At 69.0% G+C, this 17,876-nt stretch carries 21 protein-coding genes; 10 read left to right on the top strand and 11 right to left on the bottom strand.

From position 1 onward, the window contains the following. Nucleotides 1-17: 17 nt before the first annotated feature. The 4 genes from GON06_RS10190 to GON06_RS10175 are packed head-to-tail and all read left to right on the top strand — an operon-like array spanning nucleotide 18 to nucleotide 3,560. A complete protein-coding gene (locus GON06_RS10190) occupies nucleotides 18-1,370 on the top strand; it encodes an MFS transporter (protein ID WP_157312154.1) in 1,353 nt (450 codons plus the stop codon). 31 nt (nucleotides 1,371-1,401) lie between these two features. After that, nucleotides 1,402-2,157 (top strand): SGNH/GDSL hydrolase family protein, encoded by a 756-nt coding sequence (locus GON06_RS10185; protein WP_157312153.1) that lies wholly within the window; start codon nucleotides 1,402-1,404, stop codon nucleotides 2,155-2,157. Next, nucleotides 2,154-2,813: a membrane protein YczE gene (gene yczE / locus GON06_RS10180; protein ID WP_198346671.1), complete on the top strand. Its 660-nt coding sequence runs from the start codon at nucleotides 2,154-2,156 to the stop codon at nucleotides 2,811-2,813. Before GON06_RS10185 ends, yczE begins: the two co-directional genes overlap by 4 nt. 3 nt (nucleotides 2,814-2,816) lie before the next feature. Next, on the top strand, nucleotides 2,817-3,560 hold the full coding sequence (locus GON06_RS10175; protein ID WP_157312152.1) for a formylglycine-generating enzyme family protein: 744 nt from the start codon (nucleotides 2,817-2,819) through the stop codon (nucleotides 3,558-3,560). A 4-nt stretch (nucleotides 3,561-3,564) separates the two neighbouring features. Here the strand turns inward: GON06_RS10175 and GON06_RS10170 are convergent, their stop codons facing one another. Beyond that, entirely contained in the window at nucleotides 3,565-3,981 is a 417-nt protein-coding gene (locus GON06_RS10170; protein ID WP_157312151.1) for a GNAT family N-acetyltransferase, read from the bottom strand. A 118-nt stretch (nucleotides 3,982-4,099) separates the two neighbouring features. Continuing rightward, nucleotides 4,100-5,422, bottom strand: coding sequence for an MFS transporter (locus GON06_RS10165; RefSeq protein WP_332837374.1), 1,323 nt, complete (start codon nucleotides 5,420-5,422; stop codon nucleotides 4,100-4,102). 45 nt (nucleotides 5,423-5,467) lie between these two features. On the opposite strand from GON06_RS10165, the gene GON06_RS10160 reads away from it, so the two are divergent. The 4 genes from GON06_RS10160 (at nucleotide 5,468) to GON06_RS10145 (ending at nucleotide 8,310) form a co-directional block, all read left to right on the top strand. Then, nucleotides 5,468-6,241, top strand: coding sequence for a class I SAM-dependent methyltransferase (locus GON06_RS10160; protein WP_198346670.1), 774 nt, complete (start codon nucleotides 5,468-5,470; stop codon nucleotides 6,239-6,241). Nucleotides 6,242-6,308: 67 nt separating this feature from the next. Next, nucleotides 6,309-6,947, top strand: a complete 639-nt coding sequence (locus GON06_RS10155) for a hypothetical protein (RefSeq protein WP_157312149.1) — start codon at nucleotides 6,309-6,311, stop codon at nucleotides 6,945-6,947. Next, entirely contained in the window at nucleotides 6,944-7,798 is an 855-nt protein-coding gene (locus GON06_RS10150) for a GNAT family N-acetyltransferase (RefSeq protein ID WP_157312148.1), read from the top strand. Before GON06_RS10155 ends, GON06_RS10150 begins: the two co-directional genes overlap by 4 nt. Before the next feature lie 2 nt (nucleotides 7,799-7,800). Then, entirely contained in the window at nucleotides 7,801-8,310 is a 510-nt protein-coding gene (locus tag GON06_RS10145; RefSeq protein ID WP_232528380.1) for a GNAT family N-acetyltransferase, read from the top strand. A gap of 11 nt (nucleotides 8,311-8,321) precedes the next feature. Here GON06_RS10145 and GON06_RS10140 read toward each other — a convergent pair whose 3' ends face one another. The 3 genes from GON06_RS10140 to GON06_RS10130 form a co-directional block, all read right to left on the bottom strand. Then, nucleotides 8,322-9,059, bottom strand: a complete 738-nt coding sequence (locus tag GON06_RS10140) for an alpha/beta hydrolase (RefSeq protein WP_157312147.1) — start codon at nucleotides 9,057-9,059, stop codon at nucleotides 8,322-8,324. A 149-nt stretch (nucleotides 9,060-9,208) separates the two neighbouring features. Next, a complete protein-coding gene (locus GON06_RS10135; RefSeq protein WP_157312246.1) occupies nucleotides 9,209-9,691 on the bottom strand; it encodes an HIT family protein in 483 nt (160 codons plus the stop codon). A gap of 2 nt (nucleotides 9,692-9,693) precedes the next feature. Next, complete coding sequence (locus GON06_RS10130) at nucleotides 9,694-10,134, bottom strand: NUDIX domain-containing protein (protein ID WP_198346669.1); 441 nt, start codon at nucleotides 10,132-10,134, stop codon at nucleotides 9,694-9,696. A 396-nt stretch (nucleotides 10,135-10,530) separates the two neighbouring features. Here GON06_RS10130 and aspS point away from each other — a divergent pair, with 396 nt between their 5' ends. Both aspS and GON06_RS10120 read left to right on the top strand, forming a co-directional pair. Continuing rightward, nucleotides 10,531-11,832 carry an aspartate--tRNA(Asn) ligase gene (aspS, locus tag GON06_RS10125; protein WP_157312146.1) on the top strand — a complete coding sequence of 434 codons (1,302 nt, stop codon included), beginning with the start codon at nucleotides 10,531-10,533 and terminating at the stop codon, nucleotides 11,830-11,832. 89 nt (nucleotides 11,833-11,921) lie between these two features. After that, the gene (locus GON06_RS10120; RefSeq protein ID WP_157312145.1) at nucleotides 11,922-12,419 is read left to right on the top strand and encodes a hypothetical protein; all 498 of its coding nucleotides are present in this window, start codon (nucleotides 11,922-11,924) and stop codon (nucleotides 12,417-12,419) included. A gap of 27 nt (nucleotides 12,420-12,446) precedes the next feature. Here GON06_RS10120 and GON06_RS10115 read toward each other — a convergent pair whose 3' ends face one another. The 6 genes from GON06_RS10115 to GON06_RS10090 form a co-directional block, all read right to left on the bottom strand. Beyond that, the gene (locus tag GON06_RS10115) at nucleotides 12,447-12,902 is read right to left on the bottom strand and encodes an NUDIX domain-containing protein (RefSeq protein WP_157312144.1); all 456 of its coding nucleotides are present in this window, start codon (nucleotides 12,900-12,902) and stop codon (nucleotides 12,447-12,449) included. 68 nt (nucleotides 12,903-12,970) lie between these two features. Further along, nucleotides 12,971-13,765, bottom strand: coding sequence for a class I SAM-dependent methyltransferase (locus GON06_RS10110; protein WP_157312143.1), 795 nt, complete (start codon nucleotides 13,763-13,765; stop codon nucleotides 12,971-12,973). Between the two features lie 9 nt (nucleotides 13,766-13,774). Next, nucleotides 13,775-14,587 (bottom strand): TrmH family RNA methyltransferase, encoded by an 813-nt coding sequence (locus tag GON06_RS10105; RefSeq protein WP_332837373.1) that lies wholly within the window; start codon nucleotides 14,585-14,587, stop codon nucleotides 13,775-13,777. 4 nt (nucleotides 14,588-14,591) lie between these two features. Further along, nucleotides 14,592-16,940 carry an ATP-binding cassette domain-containing protein gene (locus GON06_RS10100; protein ID WP_157312142.1) on the bottom strand — a complete coding sequence of 783 codons (2,349 nt, stop codon included), beginning with the start codon at nucleotides 16,938-16,940 and terminating at the stop codon, nucleotides 14,592-14,594. A 16-nt stretch (nucleotides 16,941-16,956) separates the two neighbouring features. Further along, nucleotides 16,957-17,367, bottom strand: coding sequence for a VOC family protein (locus tag GON06_RS10095; protein ID WP_157312141.1), 411 nt, complete (start codon nucleotides 17,365-17,367; stop codon nucleotides 16,957-16,959). Nucleotides 17,368-17,377: 10 nt separating this feature from the next. Further along, nucleotides 17,378-17,854 carry a helix-turn-helix transcriptional regulator gene (locus tag GON06_RS10090; protein ID WP_157312243.1) on the bottom strand — a complete coding sequence of 159 codons (477 nt, stop codon included), beginning with the start codon at nucleotides 17,852-17,854 and terminating at the stop codon, nucleotides 17,378-17,380. Nucleotides 17,855-17,876: the final 22 nt, after the last annotated feature.

Below are 17,876 nucleotides of genomic sequence, written 5' to 3'. Positions count from 1 at the left end.
CGCCCTAGGATGAAAGGATGCCCGACACCGCCGTCCCGAGCCGCCGCTCCCTGGCGTCCCGTCTCGACGCACTGCCCCTGACGCGCCGCCACGTGCGGATCCTGACCGGATCAGGCATCGGATGGGCGCTCGATGCGATGGATGTCGGCCTGATCTCGTTCATCATCGCCGCCCTTGCGCAGCAGTGGGCGCTCAGCCCGAGCCAGCTGGGCTGGATCGCCTCCGTGGGCTTCATCGGCATGGCGATCGGCGCCGGCGTCGGGGGCCTGCTCGCCGACCGGTACGGACGCCGGCAGGTGTTCGCCATCACACTGCTGGTGTACGGCATCGCCACCGGTGCCAGCGCGCTGGCCGCCGGGGTGACGGGCCTGCTCATCCTGCGCTTCGTCGTCGGACTCGGTCTCGGCGCCGAGCTCCCCGTCGCGTCGACGTATGTGAGCGAGCTCGTCCCCGCCCGCATCCGGGGTCGCCTGATCGTGGTGCTGGAGGCGTTCTGGGCCGTGGGCTGGACAGCGGCCGCCCTGATCGGATTCTTCGTGATCCCCGCATCCGAGAACGGCTGGCGCTGGGCGTTCGCCCTCGGCGCCGTCCCGGCACTCTACGCGGTGGTCGTGCGCTGGGGCCTGCCGGAGTCGCCGCGCTGGCTCGCAGGCCGAGGGCGTATCACACGCGCGCAGCGCATCGTCGAGACATTCGAGAAGGATGCCGGGATCGTGCTGTCCCCGGCGATCAACAAGGAGCCGGACACGCGTCCTGTCGCCGTCACCACGGCGGCGCGCCTGGCGACGCTGTGGAACCGGGAGTTCCGGCTGCGCACGGCGAGCATCTGGCTGGTGTGGTTCTGTGTGAACTTCGCCTACTACGGGGCGTTCATCTGGATCCCCAGCATCCTCGTCGCCGCCGGCTACGACCTGGTGCGCTCCTTCGGCTTCACGCTCATCATCACGCTCGCCCAGCTGCCCGGATACGCGGTGGCGGCGTGGCTCATCGAGGTGTGGGGCCGCCGCACGACCCTCTCGGTGTTCCTCGTCGGCTCCGCCGCATCCGCCGTGCTGTTCGGCACTGCCGACAGTACGGGCATGATCATCGGGGCCGGCATGGCGCTTTCGTTCTTCAACCTCGGCGCCTGGGGCGCGCTGTACGCCGTGACTCCCGAGATCTACCCGACCTCCCTGCGCGGAACCGGCGCGGGCTGGGCGGCGGGCGTCGGCAGGATCGCCAGCATCTTCGCGCCGCTGCTCGTGCCGGTGATGCTCGAGGCTGGCGGCGCGCCGCTGGTGTTCACGGTGTTCTCGGCGTTCTTCGTGGTCGCCGCCCTCGGCGCCTGGGGCCTCGTCGATCGCCGTGGCGAACGGCTCGACGATCGCTGACGCGGCCGCCGAGTCGCAATAGGCTGGACGGATGGCAGCTGTGCGATTCGTGGCGATCGGGGACTCCTTCACCGAGGGCGTCGGGGATGAGCTTCCCGACGGCCGGGTCCGCGGCTGGGCCGACATCGCCGCGCAGGGCTGGGCGAATGCCGCGGGCGAGCCGATCGAGTACGCGAACCTCGCCATTCGCGGCAAGCTCGCCTGGCCGATCGTCGAGCAGCAGCTCGAGCCGGCGCTCGCACTGCGCCCGACCCACCTGTCGTTCAATGCCGGAGGCAACGACATGCTCCGGCCGAAGGCCGACATCGAGCACATCGCCGATTCGTTCACCCGAGTGCTGCGGCGCTGTGACGAGGAGGGCGTGACCATGATCGTGCTCTCGGGGGCGAACCCGAGCGGCCAGCTGCCCATGGGAAGGATGATCCAGGCCCGCGGCGATGAGCTGTCGGCTGCGGTGCTGCGCCGCTTCGAGGATCGCCCCGACGTGCTGCGGGCGCTGAACTGGCCCGATGCCGAACTCTCCACGCCGCCGTACTGGTCCGAGGATCGGCTGCACATGAACTCGAACGGGCACCACCGGGTGGCCGCGCGGGTGCTGCACGCGCTCGGCTTCGAGCCGCCCGCTCAGTGGTGGGCGGCGCACGAGCACGGCCCGGTCGGTCCTGCCGGCCTGCAGTACTACCGGGAGTTCGTCGGTCCGTGGATCAAGCGGCGCGTCACCCGGACGTCTTCCGGAGACGGGCGGGCAGCGAAGTACGCGACCTGGGTCGAGCGGACGCCGCAGTGACGAAAGTCACCGGGAGACGTCTGCCGAGACGCATCCTGCAGCTCGTCGTCGGAGTCTTCCTGTTCGGCCTCGGGATCTCGTTCATGATCCGCGCAGGCATCGGCGCAGCGCCGTGGGACGTGCTCGCTCAAGGCATCGCGCTGCGGGTGCCGTTGAGCTTCGGCACGGTGAGTGTCATCCTGTCGCTTCTCGTCCTGCTGCTGTGGATCCCGCTCCGGCAGAGGCCCGGCATCGGAACGATCGTGAACGCGCTGGGCGTGGGTGTCGCCGCGGACGTGGGCTTCCTGATCATCCCGGAGGTCGGGAGCCTCTGGTTGCGCATCCTGTCCTTCGCGACCGGGCTCACCGTCCTCGCCGTCGGGTCGGGACTGTACATCGGGGCGCACTTCGGCCCTGGCCCGCGCGACGGGCTGATGACCGGTCTTCATGCCCGCCTGGGTTGGCCGATCTGGCTCGCCCGCACGGTCGTCGAGCTCTCGGCGCTGGTGGCCGGGTGGCTGCTCGGGGGAGTGGTGGGACTGGGGACAGTGGCGTTCGCCCTGCTCGTCGGGCCGATGTGCCAGTTCTTCCTGACGATCTTCGCGGTGCGCCTCGACGGCGGCGAGTCCCGGCCGCCGAGGGCGCCCCGCTCGGACGAACTCCCTGCGGTCGGCTGAGCCATGGACCTGTGGGAGATGCGCCGCCTGGACGGGGGATCGGTGACGCTGCACGACGCGCGGCGGGACGAGCGCCGCACGGTGCAGCTCGAATCGTTCGAGATCGGCGTCTTCGCTGTGACTCAGGAGCAGTTCGCCGAGGTGCTCGGCGTGCCGGCGACGCATCCGCGCCGCCCGGCATCCGATTTCAGCTGGCTGCGCGCGATACGGTTCTGCAACGCGGCCTCGGAGTGGGAGGGCCTGGACTCCGCCTACTCGTTCGACGGCGAGGACGTGACGTGGCATGTCGACAGCGACGGCTATCGGCTGCCGACCGAGGCGGAATGGGAGTTCGCGTGCCGGGCGGGGTCGACCGGCCCGCAGCACGGCCCGCTCCCGGACGTGGCCTGGACGGGCGCGGACGGCGTGCGCACTCCGCAGGATGTCGGGCTGCGCCTGCCGAACCTCAACGGTCTGTTCGACACGCTCGGCAACGTGTGGGAGTGGTGCTGGGACCTGCTGGATCCCGCGCGCTACGACGACTACCGGGTGTTCCGCGGCGGCGGCTTCGCCGACGACGCGTGGAGCGTGCGGGCGTCGGTGCGTCGCGGCGGTGCCCCGCGGATGCATCACGAGGACGTCGGGATGCGCCTCGCGCGCGGTGGCTTCGACGCGGTCGATGCCGCGCAGGGCTGGTCCGCCCGCGTGGACGTCGAGCGGGGCGGCCGCGGCGGTGCGCGCCCGTTCGGCTGGACCCCGCGCGGCTGACGGCTCAGGCCTTCGTGCGGATCATGTACCGGTTCGGGTCCTCCGACGGAGCGAATCCGTACTGTGCGTACAGTCCGTGCGCGTCGGCCGTGGCGAGCAGGATGCGCTTGACGGTCGTCCGCTCGATGTCGGCGACGACGCCCTCGACCAGCAGCTTGCCGACGCCGTTGCCACGCGCAGCCTCGTCGACGAACACATCGCACAGCCAGGCGAAGGTGACGGCATCCGTGACGACGCGCGCGTACGCGACCTGCCGACCTGCGTCGTCGACGACGGCGTAGTTGCGGGAGCCGTCGATCGCGGCATCCTGCGTCTCGCGCGCTCGGCCCGAGGCCCAGTAGGACTGCTCGCTGAGCCAGGTGTGCACCCGGTCACGGTCGATGTCGGCGAGGTCGGAGGAGAAGCGGTATCCGGAGGCCATCCTTCATCCTATGAGGACAGCCGGGGTCGCCGGGCGCTGCGGGCCGACCTGAATCCCGCGCCGCAGCCAGGAGCGGACGGGTCGGCGTCCGCGGCGGGCCGGTACCCGTCCGTGACGGTCATCGCCGCGGACGCTCCGGGTCGAGTCCCATCCGGATGCGGGTGCGCTTGCGCTCGATGCTGATGAACGTCACGCCGAGCGCCCAGAGCGGGAGCTGGGTGAGGAACGCCCAGCGGAACGCCTCCAGCGAGTACGTGTCGGGAGTGCCGGCGCCCTGCAGGTCGAGCGTGAGCCCGATCAGGAAGATGGCGATGAGGGCGGCGAGGAAGCCGCCCGAATTGGTGAGCCCGGTGGCCGTGCTCAGGCGGTGCGCCGGGTTGTGCGTGCGCGCGTGGTCGAACGCGATCATGGAAGCCGGTCCGCCTGCGGCGAGCGCGACGACCAGGACGACGAGCAGCCAGATCGGGGCCGGCCCCGGCCAGAGGATGACGGCGAGCCAGGCCACGACCTGCACGCCGACGCTGGGGATCACCAGCGCGCGCGACCTGCGCAACGGGATACGCCGGGAGAGTTCGCCGATCAGTGGGCCGAGCGCCATGGCGACGACGACGTTGAGTGACAGCAGGGATGCCGCTGCGGCGTTGCTGAGTCCTTCGCCCGCGGTGAGGAACGGCATGCCCCAGAGGAGCAGGAACGCGGTGCCTGCGAAAGGCGTGGTGAAGTGCGACCAGAATGCGAGGCGGGTGCCCGGGTGCGCCCAGGCCGCACGGATGCCCGTGCCGGTGTCGATCGCCGAGGTCACCACGCGGATCGCGCCGGTGTCGGTGTTCACCGTGACATCGGCCTTCCGCTCCGGCGGGTGGTTGCGGATGACCGTCCAGGTGAGGATCGCGAAGAGCACGCCGAGACCGGCGATGCTGCCGAACGTGATCGACCAGGATGTCGCGTGCAGCAGCGCGGCGAGCGGGATGAGGGCGAGCAGCTGTCCGCACTGTCCGACGAGGCCGGTCAGCTGCACCATGATCGGCCCGCGCTGTGCGGGGAACCAGGTGGCGACGAGGCGCAACACTGCGGGGAAGACGGCGGCGTCGCCTGCGCCGAGCAGCATGCGGGCGATCAGGGCGATGCCGATGCTCGGGGAGACCGCCATCACGAGCTGACCCGCGGCCATCAGGAGCATGCCGATCGCCATGATCGGCCGGGCGCCATAGCGGTCCAGCAGCACGCCGATCGGGATCTGCATCCCGCCATAGACGGCGAGTTGCACCACGGCGAAGAGAGACAGCGTCGCGGCGTCCGCGTTGAACCGGTCTGCCGCGTCGACGCCGACCGCGCTCAGCGACGCGCGGTTGGTGATGGCGAGCATGTAGGCGGCGACTCCTACACCCCAGATCAGCCAGGAGCGCCAGCCGGGAGTGGAGACAGGGAGTGCGCGCGTCACGCGATCGACTCTAGTCCTGGCTGCCGCATCGGATAGCGTCAGGGAGTGAGCCTGTTCGCATCCACCGCCGAGCACTACCGCCGTCATCGTTCCGGGGTGCCCGCGGAAGTGGCCGAGATCCTGGCGGACGCCGCGCCGCAGGGCTCGCCTCGGCATCTGCTCGACGTCGGAACGGGTCCGGGGTTCGTGATCAGCGCGTTACTGCCGTGGTTCGACGAGGCGATCGGGGTCGATCTCGACGCTGACCTGCTCGCCGTCGCGCGCGAGGAGCTCCCTGGCGACCGGGTGGGGTTGGTGCAGGCACCGGCCGAGTCCTTCGAGACTCCGGAGACCTGGTCTGCGCACCTCGTCACGGTGTGCCGTGCCTTCCACTGGTTCGATCGTCCCGTGTTCCTACGGCACGTCGCTGAGCGGATGGCTCCCGATGCCGTGCTCGCCGTGTTCGGCGACCAGAGCATCTGGGCGGGCGGTGACGAGTGGAAGGATCGCACCCGCGAGGTCGTGCAGGAGGTGCTGGGGGAGCAGCGCCGTGCCGGCGCGGGAACCTATGACCGGCCGGCGGGTCGCTTCGAGGACGACATCGCGGATGCGGGGTTTCACGGCGTCACGACCACCCGCGTTCCCGTGGTCCGCACCAAGACAGTGGACGGCGTGATCGGTCTGATGCACTCGATGTCCTTCGCATCGCCGGCCGTGCTCGGCGATCGGGCAGGGGAGTTCGATCGAATCCTGCGGGAGCGTCTCGAACCGCTGGCCGATGGAGACGGACTGCTCACCGATCACAACGAGTTCCAGATCATCCTGGCGACGCGGCCCTGATTGCGGGCGGTCGTCTAGGTTTCACCGGGCGATGCTCCTGTACTGTCGCGGTATGTGCCGTCGCCGAGTGATCAGTTCTGCGGGCGCGGCGCTGCTCGGGAGTCTCCTTGCCGGCTCACTCATCGCGTGCGGCAGCAGCGCGCCGACCGATGAAGAACTGGCGGGCGCGGAGGCCGCGCGGCCGGCGGGCATCCAGTCGCTGGCGGGCGTGGAGATTCCGACGCCGACCGGCTGGGAGCAGATCGCGGAGCGGAACGTCGACGCGTGCGGGTCGATGACGAACGACCGCGGTGGCTTCGACGATGCACACATCGGCGGTTACTCCTGCGCGGCCATGCGCAGAACGCTGTACGTGCGTATGGACGGGGTGCAGACGAGCCGCGAGGACGAGGCGGCCTGGGCTGCAACCGCCGAACTCGCGAAGAACCTTCCCGGGCTGCAGCTCAGCGACCGCGTGCCGAATGCCGGCGGGTTCCTGGACGGCAGCCGGACCAGGGTCGACGCTTTCGTCCAGGAGGGCGAGTATGTCGACATCGACATCCTGCCCCTGTGGCACCGGAACGAGACCATCGTCACCGACGAGACGAAGCTCGTCGATCAACTGGCCGAGCAGGGCCGCACCGGCGAGAACGTGCTGCAGGTCACGGTCACCGTTCCGTACTTCTCGTATCTCCGTCCCGAAGAGGAAGGCTCCTACGTGCCATGAGCTGGATCCACATCACCGAACCTGTGCAGCGCCGTGCACTCCTGACCGCCGCGGCAGGGCGCGTGTTCACCGCGCGGGCCGCGGCCGAGCGGCGCGAGATCGCCGTTCCGGACATCGATCGCGGCGAGATCTGGCAGACGGTTGACGGCGCTGTCACGGTCTGGGTGATGCCGGATGCGGGTGAGGTGATCCTCGCGGACGTCGACGGTGCGACCACCGACTGGTCGCTGTTCGACGATCTCGCGGCCGGAGCGGGCTGGTCGGGCGTCTGGCATTTCAGTGCCTTCGCCGGACAGTCGCACATGGCGGCCCTCGCAGAGTCTGCGAATGCGCGTCGCGTCGCCACGAAGATGCGCGTCTCAGTGGCGGAGGTACCTGCTCCCGACGGCATCGACCTGGTGCCGATGGACGACGCCGATTTCGCGTCCTACCGGGCCGTCGCCGACGAGGACTACGCCCAGGAGCGTTTCGCATCGGGCGCCGAACCCACCATCGAGGACTCGCGGCGCGTCGCGGCCGAGCAGATGGCCGACGTGCTGCCGGAAGGACCTCGGACTGCCGGACACCGCCTCTGGACCGTGCTCGACGGCGCAGGGGAGCGTGTGGGTATCCTCTGGGTGCACCTGGGCGAGGATGCCGCGTTCATCTACGACATCTCACTGCGCGAGTCCCGGCGCGGACAGGGCCTGGGCACGCAGGCGCTCCGCGCGGCCGCGGAGGAGGCCGCGTCGGCGGGTCTTGAGGTGCTGGCGCTGAACATCTTCGGCAGCAATGACGGTGCGCGACGGCTCTACGCACGTGAGGGCTACCGCGAGACCGAGGTCCTCTGGTCCGTGCCGATCGGGCGCTGACGATGGAGCCGTCGCTGGACGCCCTGGAGACCTACCGGCTTGTCCTGCGTCGTCAGCGCGAGTCAGACGCCGAGGTGTTCCATCGGCTGTGGACGGAGCGTGACGAGCGTGTCCCTGAGCACCGCAGGATCGACGCCGACGGGCATCCGGATGTACAGGACATCGCGGCGCACATTCGAGGACTGGACGGGTCGAGGCCGGGCCTGCTCACGGTCGTGCTTCGCGAGACGGGTCAGATCATCGGGTACTGCGGCATCGTCTGGGACGGTGATGAGCCCGAGCTGGCCTTCGAGCTGCTGCGGGCCGTGCACAATCGGGGCTACGCGACGGAGGCGGGCCGCGCCGTGCTCGAATGGGCGCGCCAGGCCGGATACCCGCAGCTGCGGGCATCCGTCTGGGACTGGAATCTCGCGTCGCGACGGGCGCTCGAGAAGCTCGGGTTCCACGAGACGGATGTCGTGATCAAGGAGAGCGCTCACGGACGGTCGCTGCTGACCGTCCGTGAGCTGTGACGCTCGGGCCGTCAGCGCAGATGCCGCGCGAAGAACGCTGCCGCGTGCTCGGCTGCGGATGCCGGGACGCCGGTGTGCCCGCCCATGTTGGCCAGAAGAGCCTTCTCCTCTGAGCCGAAGGCGTCGAACAGGTCTAGCGCCATCTGACGGTCGTTACCCTCGTCGTCCCACTGCAGCATGACGTGCAGCGGGATCGTGACGTTCCGTGCCTCCTCGATGATCGAGCGCGGCACGTAGCTGCCGGCGAACAGGTTCGCCGCGACGACCCGGGGCTCGACGGCCGCAAGGCGCACGCCGATGGAGATGACGCCGCCGGAGTAGATCACCGGCCCGCGCAGTTCCGGGCGTTCCAGGAGCACGTCGAGCGCGAGCTGCAGCTCGGGGACACCCTGCTCGACGAGCGGCAGGATCAGCCTGTCGACGATGTCGGGGGTGACGGGTTCACCCGCGGCGAGTGCATTCCGCAGGTCGGCGCGAGCCCGGTCGACGACCGGCAGGTTCGGCCGTTCGCCGGTTCCGGGGAGTTCGAGGGTCGCGCAGGCGAGGCCGCCGGCCGCCGAGTACTGCGCGCGACCCCGCAGGCGCGGCCGCATCCGCGCGATGCCGCCCGGGTGACCGAGCAGGGCGAGCGGGACAGGCTCGTCAGCGGTCCCGGACGGGGGAGTCCAGAGGATGCCGGGGATGCCGTCGAGAACGAAGTCGCGTTCGAGGACGCCGTCCTCGAGAAGATGTTCTGAGGTGAAGTGCATGATCGTGCCTTTCGGGAGCTGAGATGGCGCTCCCGGACGATCTATCGCCCGACCGTGACCCCGGAGGGGAGCACCCATGTCGTCGTGTTCACGGATACCACCTCCTCGCTCTGCCGCACGGCGCGGACCACGCTAGCAGAAGCTGTCGCTCAGTCGAAGCTGAACGGCATGCCGAGTTCCGATCTGAGCCTGTGTGCGAAGACCTCACGGTCCGCGGGGGAGACCCACCGTGCCTCGTCCTGTCGCTGGTACAGGCGATCGTCGGCGTACCGCGGGAACACGTGCACATGCAGGTGCCACACGTCCTGGCCGCCGGCGGGCTCATTGTGCTGACGGATCGAGGTTCCCTCGCATCCGTACGACAAGCGGATGCCGGTCGCGAGCCGCTGCGTCAGCTCCCACACGGCCTGCCCGTCGGCAGGGGAGAGGTCGTAGAGGTTCTCGACGTGCGCGCGCGGGATGACGAGGACGGCGCCCGTGTTGCCGGGCCACCACTTCGGCGCGATACGGGCGAAGGCGCGCTCGGTGACGGCGACGATGTCAGAGGGCAGGTTGCGCTCGTTGAACGTTCCGCGCTGGATGCCGCAGAACGGGCAGGCGTACTCGGAGGGCTCGTGCGTGGGCGGAAGCATGCTCACGCTGCCCGTTCGTCGAGGCTGCCGAGAAGCGCCCCGAATCCTGCCGCGAGCACATGGGCGTGCTCAAGAGGAAGCCACCAGCACTCCCAGTCCTCATCGGGGGCGCCGGTGGAGGCATCCGTCTCGCCCGCGATCCAGCGCCGCGAGAGATCCCGACGAGGAACGGCCAGCTCGAAGAAGTGCCGGGACGCGATTTCGTCCCGGGCTGGACGCAGGTCGTAGTCGCTGACGCCGATCTCCCGCACGACCGTACCGTGCAGGCCGGTCTCCTCGAGGAGTTCTCGCTGAGCCGCGTCCGCGGCGGTCTCGCCCGGTCGGACGGTTCCGGCCGGAACCTGGACGCCCGTGATGTGCATCGGCTGCCGGAGGTGCGTGAACACGAGCAGGTGGCCGTCTTGGACGACGTAGCAGACCGCTTTGGTGGTTCTCTTGGGCACAGTTCAGGCTAGCGACTCGGCGCGCGCGGACCAGTGCGCCGTGTATCGCCAGAACAGCCGAGGAGCATCCGGACTCCGAGCCGCTCCCGGAGCGCCAACACCGTCGTCGTCTTCCCGGAGGCGGAGTCACCGCGCAGGATCACGGGAGTGCCTGTTCCTCATGAACTGACATAATGTGCATTATCGGATTATACGAGTGGATGCGGTCGGGGCTCTGTCGGCTATTCTGAGACCCAGCCAACGGCGAGGACTGACAACCCTCAGCTTCACAGGAGCAGCCGTGCTCGCGCGTACAGCGTCATCGACGAGAGGCCGGCGACACGTCGGCGAAGGTGTGGTGGCACCGCGATCTGGCCCCCGCCCGCACCTCCAGGGCTTCCGCTTTCTGGAGGAATCATGAGATCACCCGAACCATCCCGCACTCTCGCCGCAGAGCTGAGCCATGCCACACCGGGCACCGAGGTCCGACTGCAGGGCCACGTGCACCGCAGACGCGAACTCGCCACTGTGAGCTTCCTCGTCATCCGTGACCGCTCCGGCCTCGCACAGGTCGTCGTGCGCCCGGATGAGGTCGGCGAGGTCGGCCTGCCGCCTGAGGAGACCGTCGTCGATGTCGTCGGAGTCGCCACGGCGAACCCACACGCTCCCGGTGGGGTCGAGGTCACCTGCCCTGCAGTGACGATGCTCACCGAGCCCGCCACGACACCCCCGGTCGAGCTCTGGCGGCCCGCGATCACCGCCGGACTGCCGACCCTGCTGGACAACGCCGCGGTGACCTGGCGTCACCCGGCTCAGCGCGCCAGGTGGGAGCTCGCCGCCGCGAGCCTGCAAGGCTTCCGCGCGACGCTGGACGCCGCAGGCTTCACCGAGATCCAGACGCCCAAGCTCGTGGCATCTGCCACCGAGTCCGGCGCGAACGTCTTCCCCGTCGACTACTTCGGCCGGCAGGCGTTCCTCGCCCAGAGCCCGCAGTTCTACAAGCAGCAGCTCGTCGGCGTGTTCGAACGCGTCTACGAGGTTGGTCCGGTGTTCCGCGCCGAGCCGCACGACACCGTCCGGCATCTGTCCGAGTACGTGTCGCTCGACGTCGAGTTCGGCTTCATCCGTGACCATCACGACGTGCTCGCGATGCTCCGCACGGTCCTGTCCGGGATGATCGAGGCGATCCGCTCCCGCGCTTCCGACGCGGTCGAGCTGCTGAAGGTCCGGATACCTGCGATCCCCGACGAGATCCCGACCATCCACTTCTCCGAGGCCTTGGCGCTGGTCGGCGCCTCCGCCGACGAACCAGACCTCGCCCCTGAGCACGAGCGGATGCTGGGCGACTGGGCCATGCGGGAGTTCGGCAGCGACGTCCTGGCGGTCGAGGGCTATCCGATGCGAAAGCGCCCCTTCTACACGCATCCGCAGCCCGACGACACCCGATGGAGCAACAGCTTCGACCTCATCTTCCGCGGTCTCGAGCTGGTGACCGGCGGGCAGCGTCTGCACAGGCACAGCGACTACATCCAGGCTCTCACCGCTCACGGAGAATCGCCGGCCGCGTACGACGAGTACCTGCAGGCGTTCGCGCACGGGATGCCGCCGCACGGCGGCTTCGCGATCGGATTGGAGCGATGGGTGGGACGCCTGCTCGAGGCGCCCAACATCCGCGAGGTCACGCTCTTCCCGCGCGACGTGCACAGGCTGACGCCGTGAGATCGACCCGGGTTGAGCACAGATCCCGTGCTCAGCCCGGGCGCTCCCCCGGCTCTGCACTGTGACGACTCGGTCGACATAATGAGAGCGTGAAGACCTCCGCCCTGACGCGCGTCCTCCTTGCCGTGACATTCGGAGCCGTGCTCGCCGCGCTGCCAGCATGCTCGACCCAGTCCGACGGTGAATCTACCCAGCAGCCCGTAGCGGCGACGCCTGCGCCGACCGCTCCGCCGACCGCAGACGAGCAATCGCCGGAACTGGCCTTCCGGACCTGGCTCGCTGCCAGCCGCGAACCGGACGCGGCCGTCGCCTGCAGCTACCTCACCGACGGCCTGATCGAACGGATGCTCGCAGAGATGAAGGCATCCGGACTGCCCGCCGCCGACTGTGTCGAGATGATCGAGAGCACAGCCGCGTTGTACAAGGCGACAGGTCAGTCGCAGGACGTGGAGGTCGACACGGTCTCGGCGACGGCCGAGGCGGCGGAGCTGCGCGTCGCGTATGACGGCGGCTCCTGCGGCCGCGTCGTCATGGAGCGCGAGACATCGCGGTGGGTCATGAACGAGTACTCCGAGGAGGACTGCTGAGCAGGACGTGATGCCGCTGCCCGCCGTTCACACTCCCGCGGCGAGCTGGCGGATCCACTCGTCCGCAGCGGCCGGATAGAGCGGAACATCGAGCCCGGCGTCGTCGAAGGGACGCCACACGACCGGAACGATCGAGCCGTCGATCTCCGTGAGCGTTCCACCTTCGGCGGGCGGCTCGGGGTCCAGACGTCCGCTGTACAGCGCGACGATCTCGTGCCCGAGCTCTCCGTCGATTCGGAAGATGTTCTCGACCATCCCCAGGAAGGCGAGGTCGCGGATCTCGGCGCCGAGCTCCTCGTCGACCTCGCGGATGATCGCGTCACGGTGGGTCTCACCCAGTTCGACGCTTCCGCCGACGAAGCGGTCGTATCCCTCGGGGTTCTCCTCGGACGGGGCATTCCTGCTGACCAGATGCAGGGTTCCGTCGGCATTCGGAGCGACGAGCATCGCCTTCACGCGGATGTAGGAGCGATCAATCGGCATGTCCCCCATCCTTCCGCGTCTCCAGCCCGATGAACGAACGGAACGGCCTCATGCGCCCGCTCCGCCGGTCACGGCACGCGTGCGATCGCGAGCAGATGCGCGCTCTGGTCGCGGATGCCGCGTTCGGCTGATGCAGCACAAGCGATGAGCATGGCGGCATCCTGCACGTCCTGGTCCAGATCGCGCGCCATCTCGAGGAACAACCCGGCGGGGCCCTCCACGCCGACGACCTCGAGGACCTCCAGTCCCGCTGCCTCGACCTCGGACTGCAGTTCCTCGGCGGTATGGAAGTGCCCGGCGGGGAACTGCATCCCCGACCCCGGCGTGCCGTCCGCGATCAGAGCGGCCCACTCCCCCGGGATCGGCGAGGGAATGTCCCGCCCCAGCGATGCGGCGCCGAACGCGACATATCGCGAAAGTCCGGCGGCCAGCACCATCCCGCCGGGGCGCACCACCCGGGTGGCTTCACTGATCGCGGCGAGCCGATCCTCAAGGGTGGCCAGGTGGTACAGCGGTCCGAGCATCAGCGCGGCGTCGAACGAGTCGGCCTCGAACGGCAGCTCACGAGCATCCCCGATCCGCGCCTTCACGCCGAGCGCGACGGCGCTCTCGACATGACGCGGCACGGGTTCGACCAGCTCGACCTCGTACCCGTCTCGCTGCAGCGCGACAGCGTGCACGCCCGATCCGCCGCCGATGTCCAGCACGCGCCCGACCGGAACGTGCGTGCGGATGAGCTCCTGCGTGCGGCGGAACTCCAGCGGCCCCTGAGCCGAGCGCGTCGTCAGGCGCACGCTCTCGTCGAAGGTGTCGCCGTAGTAGGTCTGGATCCGTGCGTCGATGTCCGTCTGCGAAGGCGTCATGAACGGATGCTAGCGAGTCGACCGCTGCCGCGCCGCCTCGTACAGCATGAGCGTCGCCGCGTTCGAGGCGTTCAGCGAGCTCGCCGACCCGCGCATGGGCACACGCACCGTGACATCAGCCGCCTCGCGCCAGCCGCGTGACAGCCCGACGGTCTCGTTCCCGATCAGCACGAGGGTCGGCTGAGTGAAGTCGTAGTCCCAGACGTCGACGTCGCCGTGCTCGTCCGTGGCGACCACGGACACAGGCACGCCGCCCGCCCGGACTTCGGCGATCCAGTCCAGCACCGGTCCCTGCGACGCCGCGCGCACGGCCGGTGTCGCGAACAGCGAGCCCGTGGACGAGCGTACCGATTTCGGGTCGTACACGTCGGCGGCGTGCCCGGACACGACGAGCCCGTGCCCGCCGAAGGCGTCGAGCGACCGCAGGATCGCGCCGATGTTGCCCGGCTGGGTCGGGCGGTCGAAGACCATGCCGAGAAAGTCGTGCGACGTCGGGATGCGGGAGAGGTCGTCCTCCGGCATCCGCACGATCGCGATCGCCTCGGCGGCACCGTCCTCCTTGCCAGACAGCTCCGCGAGCAGCTCCGGGCTCATGGCGATGCCCTCGGAGGCCTGAGCCACCAGGCCCTTCGCCCACGGCGACAGCTTGCGCTGCCCGTCGAACACCGCGGTCTCGATCGCCCAGCCGTGTTCGATCGCCTGATTGATGGGACGGACCCCCTGCACGATGAAGCGTCCGTCGCGCAGCCGGCGGTTGCGGTTGTGCAGCAGGGCCTCGATGAGCTGGAAGCGGGCGTTCCGGGTGGAGATCTTCAGTGTCACTCGCTCAGGATCCCACGTACTGGGCGAGATGCTCGCCCGTCAGCGTCGACCTGTCGGCGATCAACTGCGCGGGGGTGCCCTCGAAGACGACCCTCCCACCGTCGTGTCCGGCCCCGGGGCCGAGGTCGATGATCCAGTCGGCGTGCGCCATCACGGCCTGGTGGTGCTCGATGACGACGACCGTCTTGCCGGAGTCGACCAGCCGGTCCAGAAGGCCGAGCAGATTCTCGACATCGGCGAGGTGCAGGCCGGTGGTCGGCTCGTCCAGCACGTACACGTCGCCGCCTTCGGCCATCTGGATGGCGAGCTTGATGCGCTGCCGCTCACCGCCCGACAGCGTCGACAGCGGCTGGCCGAGTGTGAGGTATCCGAGGCCGACGTCGGCCATTCGATCCAGCATCCTGGCGACGGCGGGGATCTTCGCCTCTCCCCCGCCGAAGAACTCCTGCGCCTCCCGCACCGGCATCTCCAGCACCTCGACGATGTCCTTGCCGCCGAGCCGGTACTCCAGCACGGCAGACTGGAACCGCTTGCCTCCGCAGTCCTCGCATGGCGTCTCCACCGTGTCCATGAAGCCCAGTTCTGTGATGATCACGCCGGAGCCCTTGCACGACGGGCAGGCGCCCTCGGAGTTCGCGCTGAACAGCGCCGGCTTCACGCCGTTCACCTTCGCGAAAGCCTTGCGGATCGGCTCGAGCATCCCCGTGTAGGTGGCGGGATTGCTGCGGCGCGAACCCTTGATCGCGGTCTGATCGATCGTGACGACGCCGTCGCGCCCGGCGACGGAGCCGTGGATCAGCGAACTCTTGCCCGACCCCGCGACGCCGGTGACGACGGTGAGCACCCCGAGCGGGATGTCGACGTCGACATTCTGCAGGTTGTTCGCGTCGGCGCCGCGCACCTGCATCGCGCCGTTCGCGTCACGCACGCCGTCCTTGACCGATGCCCGGTCGTCGAGGTGCCGCCCGGTCAGGGTGTCGCTCGCCCGGAGCCCATCGACCGTGCCCTCGAAGCAGATCTCACCACCGGCGCTGCCCGCACCGGGGCCGAGGTCGACGACGTGGTCGGCGATGGCGATCGTCTCCGGCTTGTGCTCCACGACGAGCACCGTGTTGCCCTTGTCGCGCAGCTGCCGCAGCAGGCCGTTCATCCGCTGGATGTCGTGCGGATGCAGTCCGATGGTGGGCTCGTCGAACACGTAGGTGACGTCGGTGAGTGAGGATCCGAGGTGCCTGAGCATCTTGATCCGCTGCGCCTCTCCCCCGCTCAGCGTCCCGGATGGGCGATCCAGGCTCAGATATCCGAGCCCCAGCATGACGAAGGCGTCGAGGTTGGCACTCAGCGCGCTCAGCAGCGGACCCGCTCCGGGCTTGTCGACGCTGCGCACCCATTCGGCCAGATCCGTGATCTGCATCCGGCACGCGTCGGCGATGCTGACACCGTCGATCCTCGACGACCGCGCCCCCTCGGTGAGCCGGGTGCCGTCGCACTCCGGGCAGGTGGTGAAGGCAGCCGCCCGCTCGACGAATCGCCGGATGTGCGGCTGCAGCGCGTCGAGGTCCTTCGACAGCATCGACTTGGTGATCTTCGGGATCAGTCCCTCGTAGGTGATGTTGATCCCGTTCACCTTCACCTTGGTGATCTCGCCGTAGAGGAAGTTGTGCCGCTGCTTCTCGGTGAACGACGAGATCGGCTCGTCCGCCGGATAGAAACCGGATTCGGCGAACTGCTTCACCATCCAGCCGTCCGCCGTGTAGCCGGGCACGAGGATGGCGCCGTCGTTCAGCGAGAGACTCTCGTCGACGACCTGGGTGAGGTCGACATCGGACACCGTGCCCCGACCCTCGCAGCGCGGGCACATGCCACCCAGGTAGATGGCGTCCTTGACGATCTTCTTCTCGCCCTTCGGCCCGGTCATCACCCCGCTGGCCTTCTGCGTCGGGATGTTGAACGAGAACGCCGTCGGCCCGCCGATGTAGGGCTCGCCGAGCTTGGAGAACAGGATGCGCAGCATCGCGTTCGCATCGGTCACCGTGCCGACCGTCGAGCGCGGATTCGCGCCGAGTCGCTCCTGATCGACGATGATCGCCGTGGTCAGCCCCTCCAGCACATCGACGTCCGGGCGCGGCACCGAGGGCATGAACCCTTGGACGAAGGCGCTGTAGGTCTCGTCGATCATCCGGCGGGACTCCGCAGCGATGGTGTCGAAGACCAGGGAGCTCTTCCCCGAACCCGACACCCCGGTGAAGACGGTGAGCCTCCGCTTGGGGAGGACGACGCTGACATCCTTGAGGTTGTTCTCACGGGCCCCCTCGACACGGATGCTGTCGTGGGCGTCGGCGATGTGCGTCATCGTCGTCCTCTCCGGTTCACGCGGCCTGCTGCAGACGCACCATATTGCCCGCCGGGTCGCGGAACGCGCAATCGCGGATGCCGTAGGGCTGGTCGATCGGCTCCTGCACCACGTCGGCGCCCTTGGCCTCGATGGCGGCGAACGCCTCGTCCACGTCGGCTGTCGAGAGCACGATGCCGCCGTAGCTGCCCTTGGCCATGAGTTCGAGGATGGTGGTGCGCTCCTCGTCGTTGATGCCGGGATCGACCGCCGGCGGCGTCAGCACGATCGCCGTGTCGGGCTGCCCGACCGGTCCGACCGTGATCCATCTCATCTGCTGATAGCCGACGTCCTTGCGCACCTCGAAACCGAGCATGTCCCGGTAGAAGGCGAGGGATGCCTCGGGGTCGGTGTGCGGGAGGAAGCTGGCGTTGATCGTGATGTCCATGCCTCCGACGCTACGCACCCTTCTCGCCGCCCGCTTCTCGATTCCTGATCGGTCTCGTCGCCTGTTTCTCCACCCAGGACGGGATGCCCGGGCCGAGGCCGGGATCCTCACGGTAGGAGCTCGGCGATCGCCCCACGAGCTCGGAGAACCGCGTGCTGAACGTGCCGAGCGATGAGAACCCGACTTCGAAGCACACGTCGGTGACCGACAGGTCGCCGCGACGCAGCAGCGCCATCGCGCGCTCGATGCGTCTGGTCATCAGATACGAGTACGGGGACTCCCCGAACGCCTGCTTGAAGCGCCGGCTCAGGTGACCGGCGGACATGTGCGCGCCGGTGGCGAGGGCTTCCACATCCAGAGGCTGGGCATACTCGCGATCGATGCGGTCGCGAACCTTGCGCAGGGCGATCAGTTCGCGCAGGCGAGCGTCGTCGGCGGGCGCGGCAGTCACATTCCGATCGTGGCATGAGGTGCCGACACGCGCCATATCGTCGCGTGACGCGCCTTCC

The sequence above is a fragment of the Microbacterium sp. MAH-37 genome (genome assembly GCF_009758255.1).
GTDB lineage: Bacteria > Actinomycetota > Actinomycetes > Actinomycetales > Microbacteriaceae > Microbacterium.
The sequence above is the reverse complement of the archived record's forward strand: the minus strand, read 5'-3'. Positions and strand labels throughout refer to the sequence as shown.